At 74.4% G+C, this 13,941-nt stretch carries 17 protein-coding genes; 11 read left to right on the top strand and 6 right to left on the bottom strand.

The window, feature by feature from the left end; genetic code table 11:
- Window positions 1-381: 381 nt before the first annotated feature.
- Together ACI798_RS04075 and ctaC are read right to left on the bottom strand one after the other, a co-directional pair.
- The gene (locus ACI798_RS04075) at window positions 382-786 is read right to left on the bottom strand and encodes a cytochrome c oxidase subunit 4 (protein ID WP_456943177.1); all 405 of its coding nucleotides are present in this window, start codon (window positions 784-786) and stop codon (window positions 382-384) included.
- A gap of 54 nt (window positions 787-840) precedes the next feature.
- Window positions 841-1,713, bottom strand: coding sequence for an aa3-type cytochrome oxidase subunit II (ctaC, locus tag ACI798_RS04070; RefSeq protein WP_456943178.1), 873 nt, complete (start codon window positions 1,711-1,713; stop codon window positions 841-843).
- Between the two features lie 256 nt (window positions 1,714-1,969).
- Between ctaC and ACI798_RS04065 the strand changes: the two genes are divergently transcribed.
- From ACI798_RS04065 to asnB, 3 genes are read left to right on the top strand one after another with little or no spacing between them, the layout of a single operon-like run.
- On the top strand, window positions 1,970-2,335 hold the full coding sequence (locus ACI798_RS04065; RefSeq protein ID WP_456943179.1) for a metalloprotease: 366 nt from the start codon (window positions 1,970-1,972) through the stop codon (window positions 2,333-2,335).
- Complete coding sequence (locus ACI798_RS04060; RefSeq protein WP_456943180.1) at window positions 2,325-2,669, top strand: DUF3817 domain-containing protein; 345 nt, start codon at window positions 2,325-2,327, stop codon at window positions 2,667-2,669. Before ACI798_RS04065 ends, ACI798_RS04060 begins: the two co-directional genes overlap by 11 nt.
- Before the next feature lie 30 nt (window positions 2,670-2,699).
- Window positions 2,700-4,634: an asparagine synthase (glutamine-hydrolyzing) gene (gene asnB / locus ACI798_RS04055; protein WP_456943181.1), complete on the top strand. Its 1,935-nt coding sequence runs from the start codon at window positions 2,700-2,702 to the stop codon at window positions 4,632-4,634.
- Window positions 4,635-4,755: 121 nt separating this feature from the next.
- Here the strand turns inward: asnB and ACI798_RS04050 are convergent, their stop codons facing one another.
- Window positions 4,756-5,112: a HesB/IscA family protein gene (locus ACI798_RS04050; RefSeq protein ID WP_456875500.1), complete on the bottom strand. Its 357-nt coding sequence runs from the start codon at window positions 5,110-5,112 to the stop codon at window positions 4,756-4,758.
- A gap of 141 nt (window positions 5,113-5,253) precedes the next feature.
- On the opposite strand from ACI798_RS04050, the gene ACI798_RS04045 reads away from it, so the two are divergent.
- On the top strand, window positions 5,254-5,868 hold the full coding sequence (locus ACI798_RS04045) for a DUF3043 domain-containing protein (protein ID WP_457047302.1): 615 nt from the start codon (window positions 5,254-5,256) through the stop codon (window positions 5,866-5,868).
- A gap of 9 nt (window positions 5,869-5,877) precedes the next feature.
- Here the strand turns inward: ACI798_RS04045 and ACI798_RS04040 are convergent, their stop codons facing one another.
- Window positions 5,878-6,723, bottom strand: a complete 846-nt coding sequence (locus tag ACI798_RS04040; RefSeq protein ID WP_456941924.1) for an alpha/beta fold hydrolase — start codon at window positions 6,721-6,723, stop codon at window positions 5,878-5,880.
- 66 nt (window positions 6,724-6,789) lie between these two features.
- Here ACI798_RS04040 and ACI798_RS04035 point away from each other — a divergent pair, with 66 nt between their 5' ends.
- Together ACI798_RS04035 and ACI798_RS04030 are read left to right on the top strand one after the other, a co-directional pair.
- The gene (locus tag ACI798_RS04035; protein ID WP_456941925.1) at window positions 6,790-7,347 is read left to right on the top strand and encodes a TetR/AcrR family transcriptional regulator; all 558 of its coding nucleotides are present in this window, start codon (window positions 6,790-6,792) and stop codon (window positions 7,345-7,347) included.
- Between the two features lie 39 nt (window positions 7,348-7,386).
- Window positions 7,387-8,370, top strand: a complete 984-nt coding sequence (locus ACI798_RS04030; protein WP_457047301.1) for an aldo/keto reductase family protein — start codon at window positions 7,387-7,389, stop codon at window positions 8,368-8,370.
- A 35-nt stretch (window positions 8,371-8,405) separates the two neighbouring features.
- Here the strand turns inward: ACI798_RS04030 and ACI798_RS04025 are convergent, their stop codons facing one another.
- Entirely contained in the window at window positions 8,406-8,618 is a 213-nt protein-coding gene (locus ACI798_RS04025) for a hypothetical protein (RefSeq protein ID WP_456941927.1), read from the bottom strand.
- Window positions 8,619-8,743: 125 nt separating this feature from the next.
- On the opposite strand from ACI798_RS04025, the gene ACI798_RS04020 reads away from it, so the two are divergent.
- From ACI798_RS04020 to ACI798_RS04005, 4 genes are read left to right on the top strand one after another with little or no spacing between them, the layout of a single operon-like run.
- A complete protein-coding gene (locus ACI798_RS04020) occupies window positions 8,744-9,181 on the top strand; it encodes a phage holin family protein (RefSeq protein ID WP_456941928.1) in 438 nt (145 codons plus the stop codon).
- Entirely contained in the window at window positions 9,178-9,648 is a 471-nt protein-coding gene (locus ACI798_RS04015; RefSeq protein ID WP_456941929.1) for a DUF3618 domain-containing protein, read from the top strand. The genes ACI798_RS04020 and ACI798_RS04015 overlap by 4 nt, the downstream gene beginning before the upstream one ends.
- Window positions 9,645-9,920, top strand: coding sequence for a DUF4235 domain-containing protein (locus tag ACI798_RS04010; RefSeq protein WP_456941930.1), 276 nt, complete (start codon window positions 9,645-9,647; stop codon window positions 9,918-9,920). Before ACI798_RS04015 ends, ACI798_RS04010 begins: the two co-directional genes overlap by 4 nt.
- A 41-nt stretch (window positions 9,921-9,961) precedes the next feature.
- Window positions 9,962-11,095, top strand: coding sequence for a YihY/virulence factor BrkB family protein (locus tag ACI798_RS04005; RefSeq protein ID WP_457047300.1), 1,134 nt, complete (start codon window positions 9,962-9,964; stop codon window positions 11,093-11,095).
- 25 nt (window positions 11,096-11,120) lie between these two features.
- Here ACI798_RS04005 and gcvT read toward each other — a convergent pair whose 3' ends face one another.
- Window positions 11,121-12,230: a glycine cleavage system aminomethyltransferase GcvT gene (gcvT, locus tag ACI798_RS04000; RefSeq protein ID WP_457047299.1), complete on the bottom strand. Its 1,110-nt coding sequence runs from the start codon at window positions 12,228-12,230 to the stop codon at window positions 11,121-11,123.
- Window positions 12,231-12,309: 79 nt separating this feature from the next.
- Between gcvT and ACI798_RS03995 the strand changes: the two genes are divergently transcribed.
- Window positions 12,310-13,821 carry a leucyl aminopeptidase gene (locus ACI798_RS03995; protein WP_456941933.1) on the top strand — a complete coding sequence of 504 codons (1,512 nt, stop codon included), beginning with the start codon at window positions 12,310-12,312 and terminating at the stop codon, window positions 13,819-13,821.
- The last annotated feature ends 120 nt before the right edge of the window (window positions 13,822-13,941 follow it).

Genomic DNA, 13,941 nt, shown 5'->3' with positions numbered 1-13,941 from the left:
GGACGGGTCGCCAGGGCCCACTCCCCCGTCCCGGGGAGCGACCGCCGCGGCCACCACCGCAGCCGTCGTAGCCCCCACGGGGTCGTCGGACGCCCCGCCACGACGGCGACCGTGCTCCGCCCGGGCGCCGTGGCGGCGTACCCCCCGCCGCTCGTCAGCGGGTCTCGTGGGCCCGTGGGCGCCCCTCCGTCATCGATGGCCTCGGCACCGCTCTCGCGGCGTCCCAGGAGCGGCTCAGCACCTGCCCGGACTCCCTCGTGACGAGCAGCGCGGGGAGGCCGGCGCTCTCCCCCGCACCGGAGCGCAGCTCCCGTCCGGCCTGCAGATGCACGAGGGCCCCCTCCCGCGGTGCGGGAGGGGGCCCTCGTCAGCGACGGGACGTCAGCTGGACTGCGCGTTCTGCCCGACGTAGAACTCGAACAGCAGGCCGGCGATGGTCACGAGCAGGCTCACGACGCCGAGGATGATCAGCCAGTCGTACCAGAAGGCCAGACCGAGGCCCGTGACGGCCGCGGAGAGAGCCAGGCCGAAGGGCCAGTAGCTGGCCGGCGGGAAGAAGCCCAGCTCACCGGCGCCCTCGGCGATCTCGGCGTCCTTGCGGTCCTCGGGCCGGGCGTCGATGCGGCGGGAGATGAACCAGAAGAACCCGCCGATGAGGCCGGTGAGCCCCCCGGACAGGATCAGCGCCGTCGTGCCGATCGGCTCCTGCGCCCAGAAGCCGTACACGGCCGCCGCGACGATGCAGAAGACCGCGATGAGGTTGAAGATGAGCGCCTCGACCTTCACGGCCGTCCTCCCTGCGCAGCGTCGGTGCGGTGGTCCTCGGTGCCGGTGGACACGTCAGTCGGCCGCACGCTGGTAGTAGCCGTCGCCCACGCGGAACGGCTCGGTCGTGATGGCCTCGCCGTCCTGGCCGATGCTCTCGAGCGCCTCGCGGGTGTCCTGGCCCGACTCACGGGCGGCCAGGTAGGCCTCGTAGTCCTCGGCGCTGACCACGCGGACCTCGAAGTTCATGTACGCGTGGTACGAGCCGCAGAGCTCCGCGCAGCGCCCGACGTAGGCGCCCTCCTCGTTCGGGTGCAGCTCGAAGACGTTGTCCCGGCCGTTCTCGTTGCCCGGGATGACGTCGAGCTTGAAGAGGAACTCCGGCACCCAGAACGAGTGGATGACGTCGGCGGAGGCGACCTCGAAGCGGATGTCCTGGTCGACCGGCAGCACGAGGATCGGGATCTCGTCGGTCGCGCCGACGGTGTTCACCGGCTCGCCGTCGGGACCGGTGGTCTCCGGGTAGACGAACTGCCAGTTCCACTTGAAGGCGTTGACCGCGATCGTCGTGTCGGGGTCGTCGCTGCGCTCCTGCACGTCGTTCTGCACCGAGACGGTGAAGAAGAACAGGGCCGCGATGATGATGAACGGGAAGATCGAGTACGCGATCTCCAGCGGCAGGTTGTACGCCGTCTGCCGCGGCAGGTCGTCGCCCTTCTTCCGGTGCATGACCACCGACCAGATGATCAGACCCCACACGATGAAGCCGACGATCAGCGCCGCGATGACCGAGCCGGTCCACAGCTGACGGATCTCCGTCGCTTCCTCGGTCACGCCCTCGGGGAACCCGAAGCGCCAGAACTCGTTGTTGAGGTCGCACCCGGTGAGGGTGAGCACCCCCAGGAGACCGAGCGCGGCGACCCGCGCGAGCCTGCTGCGTCGAGCCACTGCCCGCTGCCTCCTCGTCCTCCGCCCGGCGGTTCCCGGGCGGCTCTCCCGGCGCGGCCGCGGGCGGGGTGCCCGCCCTGGTCCGTGCGCCGACCTCAGTCTGGGCCGAGACTAGCCGACCCCGCACGGCGGCCGACCACCGGAGACCCGGTACCGGCGGGTCGGCCGGGACCACCGGGACGCCGGTGACCGGGCCGCTCGTGGGCCTGCTCACCGTGCCGCCTCGACCGCGATGGAGGCGGTTAGAGTCGAGGGCGTGTGGACGCGGCTGCTGACCCCCCGGTGGGTGCTGCTGCACCTGCTGGTGGCCGCCCTGTTCGTCGCCACCTTCTTCCTCGGCTACTGGCAGCTGACCAAGGCCGAAGCCGGCGGTGGAGCGGTCAACTGGAGCTACGCGCTGCAGTGGCCGCTGTACGGGTTCATGGGCCTGTGGTTCTACGTCCGGATGGTCCGCGTCGAGCTGAACCGCCACCCCGACGAGGACGAGCCGACCACCGCCGTCGTCCTGTACCAGCGGCCGCGGGTGGACACCAGCGGGGACCCGGAGCTGGCCGCCTACAACGCCTACCTCGCCGAGCTCAACGAGCGGGCGCTCGGTCAGCGGGGTCCGGGTGGCCGCTGAGCCGCAGCAGGCGACGCTGACCCCCCAGGTGGCCGGCGCGCTCACCCGCTACCGCGTCATGGCCTACGCCGTCGGCGTGATGCTCCTGGTGCTCGTCGCCGTCGCCATCCCGCTGCGCTACGCGGCCGGGATCCCCGAGGTGTCCGCGGTCGTCTCACCCGTCCACGGGCTGCTCTACATCGTCTACCTCGCGACGGCGTTCGACCTGGCCCTCAAGGCGCGGTTCACCGCCAAGGGCACCCTCCTGGTGCTGCTGGCCGGCGTCGTCCCCCTCGTGTCGTTCGTCGCGGAGCGCCGGGTGACCACCCGCGTCCGCGCCGGCCGACCCCTCTGACCGTCCTCCTCACTCCCCGGAGAACCCCGCATGTGCGGCCTGCTGGCCTACCTGTCCACCGACGCGCCCCGGGTCTCCGAGGCCCACGTCGACGACGTCCGCGCGGCGCTGCACTGCCTGCACCACCGCGGGCCGGACGACACCGCCGTGTGGTCCGACGGCAACGTCGTCCTCGGCTTCAACCGGCTGTCGATCATCGACGTCGAGGGCAGCCCCCAGCCCCTCCCCTACGCCGGTGACCGCTACCGGATCCTGTTCAACGGGGAGATCTACAACTACGTCGAGCTGCGCGAGGAGCTGCAGGCCGCGGGCGCACAGCTGGCCACGCACGGCGACACCGAGACGATCGTCGCGGGCTACCACCTGTGGGGCCAGGACGTCGTCCGGCGGCTGCGCGGGATGTTCTCCTTCGTCATCTGGGACACCGAGACCCGCACCGCCTTCGGCGCCCGCGACCCGTTCGGCATCAAGCCGCTGTTCACCGCGCGCCTGGCCGACGGCGGGCTGGTCTTCAGCTCGGAGAAGAAGGCGCTCCTGCAGCTGCTCGGCGGCAGCGCGGCCGCGGGCGGCGTCGACCCGGCGTCGCTGCAGCACTACCTGACGCTGCAGTACGTGCCGGAGCCGGCGACGCTGCACCGCGGCATCCGCCGGATCGAGAGCGGCACGACCTTCACCGTCGTCGACGGCGAGCTGTCCACCGCGCGCTACTTCCACCCCGCCTGGACGCCGCAGCCGGTGCCCGCCGGCCGGGAGCAGGAGCTCTACGACCGCATCGCCGAGGTGCTCGACGAGTCGGTGGCCAAGCACATGCGCGCCGACGTCACCGTCGGCTCGTTCCTCTCCAGCGGCATCGACTCCACCGCGATCGCCGCGCTCGCGCACCGGTACAACCCGGACCTGCTGACGTTCACGGTCGGCTTCCAGCGGCAGGCGCAGTCGGAGATCGAGATCGCCGCCGAGTCGGCGTCGATCCTCGGCGTCAAGCACGTGCCGGTGGAGGTCACCGCCGAGCAGTTCGCCGCGGCCATCCCCGAGGTGGTCTGGTACCTCGACGACCCGGTCGCCGACCCCGCGCTGGTGCCGCTGTACTTCGTGGCCCGCGAGGCGCGCAAGCACGTCAAGGTCGTGCTGTCCGGCGAGGGCGCCGACGAGCTGTTCGGCGGCTACACCATCTACCGCGAGCCGATCAGCCTCGCGTGGGCGTCGAAGCTGCCGCCGGCCGCCCGCCGGGCGATGGCCCGGATCGCCGACGTGCTGCCCGAGGGCGTCCGCGGGCAGGACCTGCTGCGCCGGGCGTCGATCCCGCTCGAGCAGCGGTACTACGGCAACGCCCGCAACCTGCGCGACGACGAGCTGGCCGCGCTGCTGCCCGGCCGCGACCCCGACCTCTCGCACGTCGCGGTCACCGAGGACCTGTACCGGCGCACCCGCGAGGCCGGCTACGACGACGTGACGGCGATGCAGTACGTCGACCTGTTCACCTGGCTGCGCGGCGACATCCTGGTCAAGGCCGACAAGATGACCATGGCCAACTCGCTCGAGCTGCGGGTGCCGTTCCTCGACCCCGAGGTGTTCGCCATCGCGAGCTCGCTCCCGGTCGGGCAGCGGGTGCCGCGCCGCGGCGACGCGACCAAGTACGCGCTGCGCCAGGCGATGCGCCAGATCGTGCCGCCGCGGATCATGAACCGGCGCAAGCTCGGCTTCCCCGTGCCGACGGCGGAGTTCCTCGCCGGCCCGCTGCACGACTGGGCCCGCGGGATCGTCACCGAGAGCCAGACGCAGGAGTGGCTGGACCGCGACGTCGTCCTCGGCCTGCTCGACCGGCTGCGCACCGAGGAGGTGCCGAGCAAGCGCATCGCCCGTCAGCTGTGGTCGGTGCTGGTCTTCATGGTGTGGCACGGGATCTTCGTCGAGGAGCGGATCGTCGTCGACGTCCCGGAGACGGTCTACCCCGTCAAGCTCTGAGAACGCGGAACGGCGCCCGTCCCCTCCCGGGGACGGGCGCCGTTCTGCGTTCTGCTGTTCGGCCCCTCTGCAGGGTCCCGGCGCCGAGGTACGAGGTGCCGGGGGGCAGAGGGGTCCTTCCTCAGTGGAACGAGTCGCCGCACGCGCAGGAGCCCTGCGCGTTCGGGTTGTCGATCGTGAAGCCCTGCTTCTCGATGGTGTCGACGAAGTCGATCACCGCGCCGCCCAGGTACGGCCCGCTCATCCGGTCGACGATGACCTCGACGCCACCGAACTCGTAGGTCTGGTCGCCGTCGAGGAACCGCTCGTCGAAGAAGAGCTGGTAGCGCAGGCCGGAGCAGCCACCGGGCTGGACGGCGATGCGCAGACGCAGGTCGTCGCGGCCCTCCTGGTCCAGCAGCGCCTTGACCTTGGCGGCCGCCGGGTCGCTGAGCAGCACCCCGGTGCTGCCGGTGGTCTCGGTGTCCTGCACCGTCATGTCTGTCCTCCCACATCCGAGGGCGTCCGTTGCGGCACTCCCTGCCGCGGGTCAACACCGCCGTGGCGGCCCCTCTTCCCACTGTACGGCGCGCACCGCGGGAGGCCAGTCCCTCGCGGGGACGCACGTAGACTCGCGGACGTGAAGCTCCGCCTGCCCGGGCGCCGGGACCGCGCCGCCGAGACCGCCCCGGACACCGCCGCCGACCTGACCGAGCAGCAGCTGGTGAAGGCCGGCGGCAAGGGCCGCCCGACGCCCAAGCGCGCCGAGGCGCAGGGCCGCCGTCCCGGCCCTCCCCCGCCGCCGCCCACCACGCGCAAGGAGGCCTACGCCCGCATGCGCCAGCAGCAGGCGCAGCGGCGGGCCGACACCCGGGCGGGCATGGCCCGCGGCGACGACGCCTACCTCCCGGCGCGCGACCGCGGCCCGGTGCGCAAGCTCGTCCGCGACCTGGTCGACGCGCGCCGCAACGCCGGCAGCTTCTTCCTCCCGGTCGCCGCGCTGGTGCTGGTCGGGTACTTCATCCCGAACCCCGCGGTGCAGAACTACACGGTCTTCGTCTGGTTCCTGTTCTTCCTGGTGATCATCGTGGACTCGGTGTTCCTGGGGCGGCGGATCTCGAAGACCGTGCGCCGGCGCTTCCCCGACCAGCCGCACCGGATGAAGGGCCTGGTCTGGTACGGCGTCAGCCGGGCGACGATGATCCGCCGCTGGCGCTTCCCGAAGCCCGAGGTCGCGGTCGGCGCGGAGGTCTGAGGGCGCCGGTCACCCCACGGCCGCGCCGACGACGGAGCGCACGGCCGCGGCGACGGCGTCCGGGCGGTCCCACGGCACGAACGTCAGCGCGTCGTCGAGCCAGGTGACGGAGGTGCCGAGCAGCTGCGCGAGCCGCTCGGCGTCCCGTGGCGGGAAGACCCGGTCGCGGCGGCCCCACGCGACCGCGGCGGGCACGCCGAGCGCCCCGAGGGCCGGGACCGCGGCCAGCAGCGGCCCGGGCCGGGTGGCGGCCACGAACGCGGCCAAGTCGGCCCGCACGCCGGGATCGGTGCGCGCCGGCCGCAGCCAGTCGGCGACCAGCGGCCGGCCGAACCCGCGGGCGGTGAACGGGTTCAGGACCCCCGGCCGGGCCAGCACCCGGGGGACGGCGAGCACCCGGAGCACCGCCGGTACGACCCCGGGCACCCGGGCGACGCGCGGGAGCGGACGCAGCAGCGGCGGCGGGAAGTGCTCGAAGGCGTCGCAGCCGGCCAGCACCAGCCCGGCGACCCGCTCGGGCACCGCCGCGGCGGCCAGCTGCACCAGCGCCCCGCCGGTGTCGTTGCCCACCAGCACGGCCCGCTCGGCGTCCACCCCGTCGAGCACGTCGGCCAGCGCGCCGGCGACCTGCTCCGGCGTGAGCACGCCCCGGTCGGGCACCGCCTGCCGGTGGGCCCCGAGCGGCAGGTCGGGGACCACGATCCTCACGCCTCCCCCGAGCCGCTCGGCCACCGGGTCCCACAGCCGGCCGTCCAGGAGCAGGCCGTGCACCGCCAGCACCGCGGGCTCCCCCACCGCGCCCGTCTGCCGCACCCGGACCGGCCCGACCCGGGTGGGCACCGTCGTCTCCCGCATGGTTGCCTCCTCGTGCCGAGGGGTGTGTAGCAGTCGCTACACACCCGTGAATGTAGCGTCTGCTACATGAGCGCGGCAAGGCACGGCGAGCAGCGTGCGGCGTACCTGGCGGGAGCGGTCGAGCACGTCCTGCGCGAGGGGGTGGCCACCCTCTCGCTGCGGCCGCTGGCCGCGGCCCTGGGCACCAGCGACCGGATGCTCCTCTACTACTTCGGCACCCGCGACGACCTCCTGGCCGCGGTCCTCGGAGCTGTCGGCGAGCAGCTGCAGGCCGGGCTCACCGGCGCCCTCCCCGACGGGGCCGTCCCGCCCGGGCGACTCCTGCCGCTGGTGTGGGCCGCCCTGCAGGAGTCCGGGGCCGAGGCGCACGTCCGGCTCTACCTGGAGGTGTGCGGACTGGCCGCCCGCGGGCGGCAGCCCCACGCCGACCTCGCCCGCCGGGTGGCCGAGGACTGGCTGGGCTGGGTGGGCCCGCGGCTGGCCGTCGACGACGGCGAGCGCGAGGCGGCCGCCGCCGGCCTGCTGGCGGCCCTCGACGGCGTCCTGCTCGTCCGCGCCGTGGCCGGGCCCGACCGCGCGGAGGCGGCCGCGGGCTGGCTGGCGGGGAGGCTGGCCCGGGCCTGAGCAGGTGGGTGCGGGGGTCCGGGGCTAGCGTCGGGCCACGTGGAGTACCGACGCCTCGGCCGTTCCGGCCTGACCATCTCCGAGATCGCCTACGGCAACTGGCTCACCCACGGGGGCCAGGTCGAGGAGGACGCCGCGCAGGCCTGCGTGCGCGCCGCCCTCGACGCCGGCATCACGACCTTCGACACCGCCGACGTCTACGCCGGCACCCGCGCCGAGTCGGTGCTCGGCCGCGCCCTGGCCGGCCAGCGCCGCGAGGGCCTGGAGATCTTCACCAAGGTCTACTGGCCCACCGGCCCCGGCCCCAACGACCGCGGTCTGGGCCGCAAGCACGTCCTGGAGAGCTGCTACGCCTCGCTGCGGCGGCTGCAGACCGACCACATCGACCTCTACCAGGCGCACCGCTACGACGAGACGGTGCCGCTCGAGGAGACGATGGGCGCCTTCGCCGACCTGGTGCGGGCGGGCAAGGTCCTCTACGTCGGCGTCTCCGAGTGGCGGGCCGAGGAGATCGCCGCCGGCGCGGCGCTGGCGCGCGAGCTCGGCATCCAGCTGATCAGCAACCAGCCGCAGTACTCGATGCTGTGGCGGGTCATCGAGGACGAGGTCGTCCCGACGTCGCAGCGCGAGGGCGTCTCGCAGATCGTGTGGTCCCCGCTCGCCCAGGGCGTGCTCACCGGCAAGTACCGGCCCGGCGAGCAGCCGCCCGCCGGCAGCCGGGCCACCGACCCCGAGGCCGGCCGGTTCATCCAGCGCCTCATGACCGACGACGTCCTCACCCGCGTGCAGGACCTGCGCGCGGTCGCCGACGACCTCGGCCTGTCGATGGCCCAGCTCGCCGTCGCCTGGGTGCTGCAGAACGAGAACGTGGCCGCGGCGATCATCGGCGCGACCCGCCCGGAGCAGGTGCACGACAACGTGAAGGCCGCGGGCGTCCGCCTCGAGGACGACGTGATGGCGCGCATCGACGAGGTGCTCGGCGACGTCGTCGAGCGCGACCCGGCGAAGACCGCCCGGGGCTGAACGGCACCGCCCCGGTCTGGACCTCCACCGGAGGTTCAGGCCGGGGCCAGCGCCATCGGCCCGTAGGCCCGGGTCTCGCCGTCGAACAGGCTGACCGCGGCCACGCCCCGGGCCAGCAGGTCCCGCCAGTTCTCGCCCAGCCACGACTCGGCGTCGCCCTGGTTGTCCGCGGGCGGCACCTCGACACCGAGCGCGGCCGGGTCCAGGGTCGCGCCGGTCGGGTCCTCCAGCCGCCACGTCCAGCTCATGGCGCGAGGGTAGTGACCCCGCCGTCCGCCCGCGCCGTGTCCGGGGTGTGACCACCTGCGTGGTTACGCCCCGGATCTCCGCGGGAATGGGAGGTCATCGACCGCCCCGTTCTCCCGGAGGACCGATGACCGTGCCCCCCGCGGGCGCCTCGCGCGCCACGACCCCGCCGCCGTCGACCGACGAGGCCTCGACCGGTCAGCTGATCAGCCAGCTGACCGAGCAGGTGTCCCGCCTGGTCCGCGACGAGGCCCGGCTGGCCCAGGCCGAGATGACGCAGAAGGCCAAGCGGCTGGGCATCGGCGCGGGCCTGTTCGGCGGCGCCGGCCTGTTCGGCTTCCTCGGGCTGTGCGTGCTGGTCGCAACCGCCGTCCTGGCCCTGGACGTCGTCCTGCCCGCGTGGCTCGCCGCGCTGATCGTGGCGGTCGTGCTGTTCGCCGTCGCCGGGATCCTGGCGCTGGTCGGCAAGAAGGACGTGCAGAAGGGCACGCCGCCGGTGCCCACGGAGGCGATCGCCAGCACCAAGGCCGACATCGCGACGGTGAAGGAGAGTGCGCGCCGATGAGCACCCCGTCCGGCAGCTCCCGTCCCGACGACGCCGCCTCCGCGAACGGCCCGACCGACCCCGAGGCCATCAAGGCCGAGATCGAGGCCACCCGCGAGGAACTCGGCCGCACCGTCGACGAGCTCAGCCACCGCCTCGACGTCCCCGCCCGGGCCAAGGAGGGCGCCGCGCGGGCCAAGGACACCGCCGTCGAGACCTACCGCGAGAGCCCGCCCGCCGTCATCGGCGCGGGCGCCGCGCTCGCCGGCCTCGTCGGGCTGGTCGTGTGGCGGCGGCGCCGCAAGCGCCGTCGGGCCGCGGCCGCCGCCACCGGGGCGGGCGCCGCCGTGGCGCAGGCCCGCGCCGAGGCGCGCCGGGCCCGCAAGGAGGCGGCCCGCGAGGCGGCCCGGGCCCGCCGGGCGGTCGCGAGGAACGCGCGGAGGACGAAGGACCGGACCCGCCGGTCCGCGAGGAGGGTGCGGAAGTGAGCAGCAAGGGCGCGAAGCTCGTCTACCGCCCGGTCGGCCTGCTGGGGGGCATCCTCGCCGGCGTCGTCTCCGGGGCGGTCTTCAAACAGGTGTGGAAGCGCATCTCCGGGGAGGACGACGCCCCCGACGCGCTGCAGAGCGAGTACCGCATGCGCGAGGTGGTCCTCGCCGCGGCGATCCAGGGCGCCATCTTCGCCGCCACCAAGGCGGCGATCGACCGGGCCGGCGCGCGCGGCTTCACCAAGCTCACCGGCAGCTGGCCGGGCGACTGACGCCGCCCGGCGCGATGTCGACCGACGGGAGGAGGCCGCAGATGAGCGGCACCAGGCAGCGCGACAGCGCGGTCGACCGGATCCGCGAGCGGGTCGAGGAGAAGGCGGCCCGGCGGGCGGCCGCGCGGGAGGCGGCCGAGCGCGCCGCCCGGGGGGAGGAGGCCGATCCCGGCCGGGTGCCGCCCGGCGGCCCGACGCCGGCCGAGCTCCCTGGGGTGCACGCGACCACCCCCACCCAGATCCCGCCGCGCGGCTGGAAGCAGATCGTCAAGCGGGCGTGGGCCGAGAACAACGCCGACAACATGCCGATCATCGCCGGCGGCGTCGCGTTCTTCGCCTTCCTCGCGATCTTCCCGGCGCTGATCGCGACGATCTCCATCTACGGCCTCGTGGCCTCGCCGGAGACCGTCGCCCGGCAGGTCGAGAGCCTCTCGGCGCAGCTCCCCGACGAGGCGGCGACCCTCATCGGCGACCAGCTCACCGCGATCACCCAGAACAGCGGCGGGGCGCTGTCGCTGTCGCTGGTCGTCTCGGTGCTCGCCGCGCTGTGGTCGGCGTCCGGCGGCACCGGCAACGTGATCACCGCCGTGAACATCGCCTACGACGAGGTGGAGACCCGCGGGTTCGTCAAGCGCAAGGCCATGGCGCTCGGGCTCACCCTCGGCGCCATCGTGTTCGTACTGGTCACCTTCACGCTGGTCGCCGTCGTCCCGGCGGTGCTCGACGCGCTGCCGCTGGGCGTCGTCGGCACGGTCCTCGCGCAGGTCGTGCGCTGGGCGCTGCTGCTCGGGGTGTTCGCCGGCTCCCTGGCGGTGCTCTACCGGGTGGCGCCCGACCGCGACGCACCCAAGCTCAAGTGGGTCAGCCTCGGCGCGATCGTCGTGACGGTCATCTGGGCGCTGGTCAGCCTGGGCTTCAGCTTCTACGTGAACAACTTCGGCTCGTACGACAAGACCTACGGCGCCATCGCCGGCGTCATCGTGCTGATGCTGTGGCTGTACCTCACCTGCTACCTGGTGCTCCTGGGCGCGGAGATCAACTCCGAGTCCGAGCACCAGACGGCCGAGGACACCACCGAGGGCCCACCGGTCCCCATGGGCGAGCGCAACGCCACGATGGCCGACGAGCTCCCCGACCCGCCCGAGCCGACGAAGGAGTCCAAGCAGAAGGCCTGAGGCCGCTCCCCCGCCGGGCGCTGCCTCAGCGCACGTGCGAGGGCACGAACGGCGGCCGGACGGCGACGACGGGCTGCGGGCGGCCCCGGACGTCGACGGCCAGCGGCGTGTCCGGGGCGATGCCGGCCGCGGCGTCGAGCAGGGCCAGCGCGATCCCGGTGCGCAGCGTCGGGGAGAACGTGCCGCTGGTGACCTCGCCGACGCGGCGGCCGGCCTCGTCGAGGACGTCCATGCCGGGGCGCGGGATGCCGCGGCCGGTGGCGCGCAGGCCCCACAGCAGCCGCGTCGCGCCGGACTCCCGCTCGGCCAGCAGCGCCTGCCGGCCCCAGAACGCGGGCTTCTTCCACCCGACCGCCCAGCCGCTGCGCGCCTGGTTGGGGGTGATCCCGCGGGACAGCTCGTGCCCGTGCAGCGGGTAGCCCATCTCGGTGCGCAGCGTGTCCCGCGCGCCCAGCCCGCACGGGCGGATGCCCTCGGCGGCGCCCGCCTCGAGCAGCCGGTCCCACAGCGCGCCGGCCCGCTCGGCGGCGACGAGCAGCTCGTAGCCGTGCTCGCCGGTGTAGCCGGTGCGGCAGACGGTGACCTCCTGCCCCTCCCCACCCGCGAAGGCCATGTAGTCCAGCCCCGCGGCCAGACCGGCGGCCTCGAGGACGGCGGCCGAGCGCGGCCCCTGCACGGCGAGGACGGCGACCTCCTCGTGCCGGTCGGTCACCGTGACGCCGGCCGGTGCGGCGGCGGCGATCCGCGCGAGGACCTCCTGCGCGTTGGCGGCGTTGGGCACGAGCAGCACGTCGTCGGGTGAGTGCAGGTAGACGATGAGGTCGTCGACCACGCCGCCGGCGTCGGCCTCGCCGTCGGGGACGCAGCACAGCGTGTACTGCGCCTGCCCCGGGCCGATCCGGCCGAGGTCGTTGGTCAGGCAGGCGTCGACCAGGGCCGCGGCACCCGGCCCGCGCACGGTGCCGGTGCCCAGGTGGGAGACGTCGAACAGGCCCACCGCCTCGCGCACGGCGGCGTGCTCCGCGAGCACCCCGCCGCCGGCGTACTCGATCGGCATCGACCACCCGCCGAAGTCGGCCAGCTTGGCGCCGGCCGCCACGTGGCGGTCGTGGAGGGGCGAGGTCCGCGCGGTCACCCCCGCACCGTAGCGACGGCGGAGGCCGACACTTCGCCGTCCTCAGGACCGCGCGGAGGCCGGGACCTAGGATCGAGCGGTGCCGCCCACGATCACCGCCACCGACCGCCCGCTCGAGAAGACGCCCGCCGACGCCGTCGTCGTCGGCATCGGGAAGGGGTCCTCCGGGCCGCTGCCCACACCCGGCGCGGAGGCGGTGGACCGGCTCCTGGGCGGCCGCCTGCTGCCCGCCCTGGCCGACCTGGGCGCGCGCGGCGCCGCCGACGAGGTCACCCGGGTGGCCAGCCTCGGGCAGGGACCGTTCCCCGTCGTCGCCGCCGTCGGCCTCGGCGCCCCCGAGGCCACCGGTGGCTACTCCCCCGAGGCGATCCGGCGCGCCGCCGGCGCCGCCAGCCGCGCGCTGGCCGGCCGCGGCTCGGTCGTCACCCTGCTGGCCGCCGTCGGCGGGACCCCGGACGCCGAGCGGCTGCACGCCGTCGGCGAGGGCGCACTGCTGGGCGCGTACGAGTTCACCGCCTACAAGTCCGACCTGCCGGCCGACCGGCCCACCCCGCCGCGCGAGTTCACCGTCGTGGTCCCCGACGCCGGTGCGGCCAAGGCCCCGCTGGCGCGGGTCCGCGCCGTCGCCGACGCGGTCGCGCTGGTGCGCGACCTGGTCAACACCCCGCCCAACGACCTCTACCCGGCCGAGCTCGCCTCCCGCGGCGCCGCCGCCGGCAAGGCCGCCGGCCTGAAGGTGGAGGTGCTCGACGAGGACGACCTCGTCGCCGGCGGCTACGGCGGCATCCTGGCCGTCGGTGCCGGGTCGGTGCGCGGCCCGCGCCTGCTCCGCCTCACCTACACGGGCAAGAAGGCGCAGAAGAAGGTCGCCCTGGTCGGCAAGGGCATCACCTTCGACAGCGGCGGCCTGTCGATCAAGCCGGCCGCGAAGATGGACGAGATGAAGAGCGACATGGCCGGCGCCGCGGCCGTGATCGCCACGGTGTGCCTGGTCGCCCAGCTCGGCCTGCCGGTGGAGGTGACCGCCACCGTCCCGATGGCGGAGAACCTGCCCAGCGGCACCGCCTACCGCCCGGCCGACGTGGTCACCTTCCGCAACGGCAAGAAGGCCGAGATCACCAACACCGACGCCGAGGGCCGGGTGATCCTGGCCGACGCCATCGCCCGCGCCGCCGAGGACGCCCCCGACGTCCTGCTCGAGACCTCGACGCTCACCGGCGCGCAGCTGGTCGCGCTCGGCGCGCGCACCGCCGGCGTCATGGGCAGCGACGACATGCGCGACGCCGTCGTCGCGGCCAGCCGGCGCAGCGGCGAGCCGATGTGGCCGATGCCGATGCCCGAGGAGCTGCGGCGCGGCATCGACTCGCCGGTCGCCGACTTCGTCAACGCCAACGCCGACCGGATGGGCGGCATGCTCGTCGGGGCGCACTTCCTCGCCGAGTTCGTCCCGGCCGGGCTCCCCTGGGCGCACGTCGACATCGCCGGCCCCAGCTTCAACACCGGCGCCCCCTGGGGCCACACGCCCAAGGGCGGCACCGGGGTGCCGGTCCGCACCCTGCTGGCGACCATCGAGGACCTGCTGACCCGCTGACCGCCCGTGCAGCCGCGGACCCCGGCCGCACGCGGCACGGAACCGCCCTCGGCCTGCCCCGTCACCCGGAGTGGCAGGATGGTCGAGGACCATCCCCCACCCGATCGGGTGGGGCAGGCC

The sequence above is a fragment of the Geodermatophilus sp. SYSU D01045 genome (assembly GCF_054050295.1).
This window is presented reverse-complemented; position numbering and strand designations above follow the sequence as displayed.

Excerpts from the sequence above, each read along its gene's own strand:
- ACI798_RS04005 (WP_457047300.1), top strand. The coding sequence starts at position 9,962 with ATGAGCGGCACCAGGCAGCGCGACAGCGCGGTCGACCGGATCCGCGAG.
- ACI798_RS04025 (WP_456941927.1), bottom strand. The coding sequence starts at position 8,618 with ATGAGCTGGACGTGGCGGCTGGAGGACCCGACCGGCGCGACCCTGGAC.
- ACI798_RS04050 (WP_456875500.1), bottom strand. The coding sequence starts at position 5,112 with ATGACGGTGCAGGACACCGAGACCACCGGCAGCACCGGGGTGCTGCTC.
- asnB (WP_456943181.1), top strand. The coding sequence starts at position 2,700 with ATGTGCGGCCTGCTGGCCTACCTGTCCACCGACGCGCCCCGGGTCTCC.
- ACI798_RS04040 (WP_456941924.1), bottom strand. The coding sequence starts at position 6,723 with ATGCGGGAGACGACGGTGCCCACCCGGGTCGGGCCGGTCCGGGTGCGG.
- ACI798_RS04035 (WP_456941925.1), top strand. The coding sequence starts at position 6,790 with ATGAGCGCGGCAAGGCACGGCGAGCAGCGTGCGGCGTACCTGGCGGGA.
- ACI798_RS04015 (WP_456941929.1), top strand. The coding sequence starts at position 9,178 with ATGAGCACCCCGTCCGGCAGCTCCCGTCCCGACGACGCCGCCTCCGCG.
- ACI798_RS04020 (WP_456941928.1), top strand. The coding sequence starts at position 8,744 with ATGACCGTGCCCCCCGCGGGCGCCTCGCGCGCCACGACCCCGCCGCCG.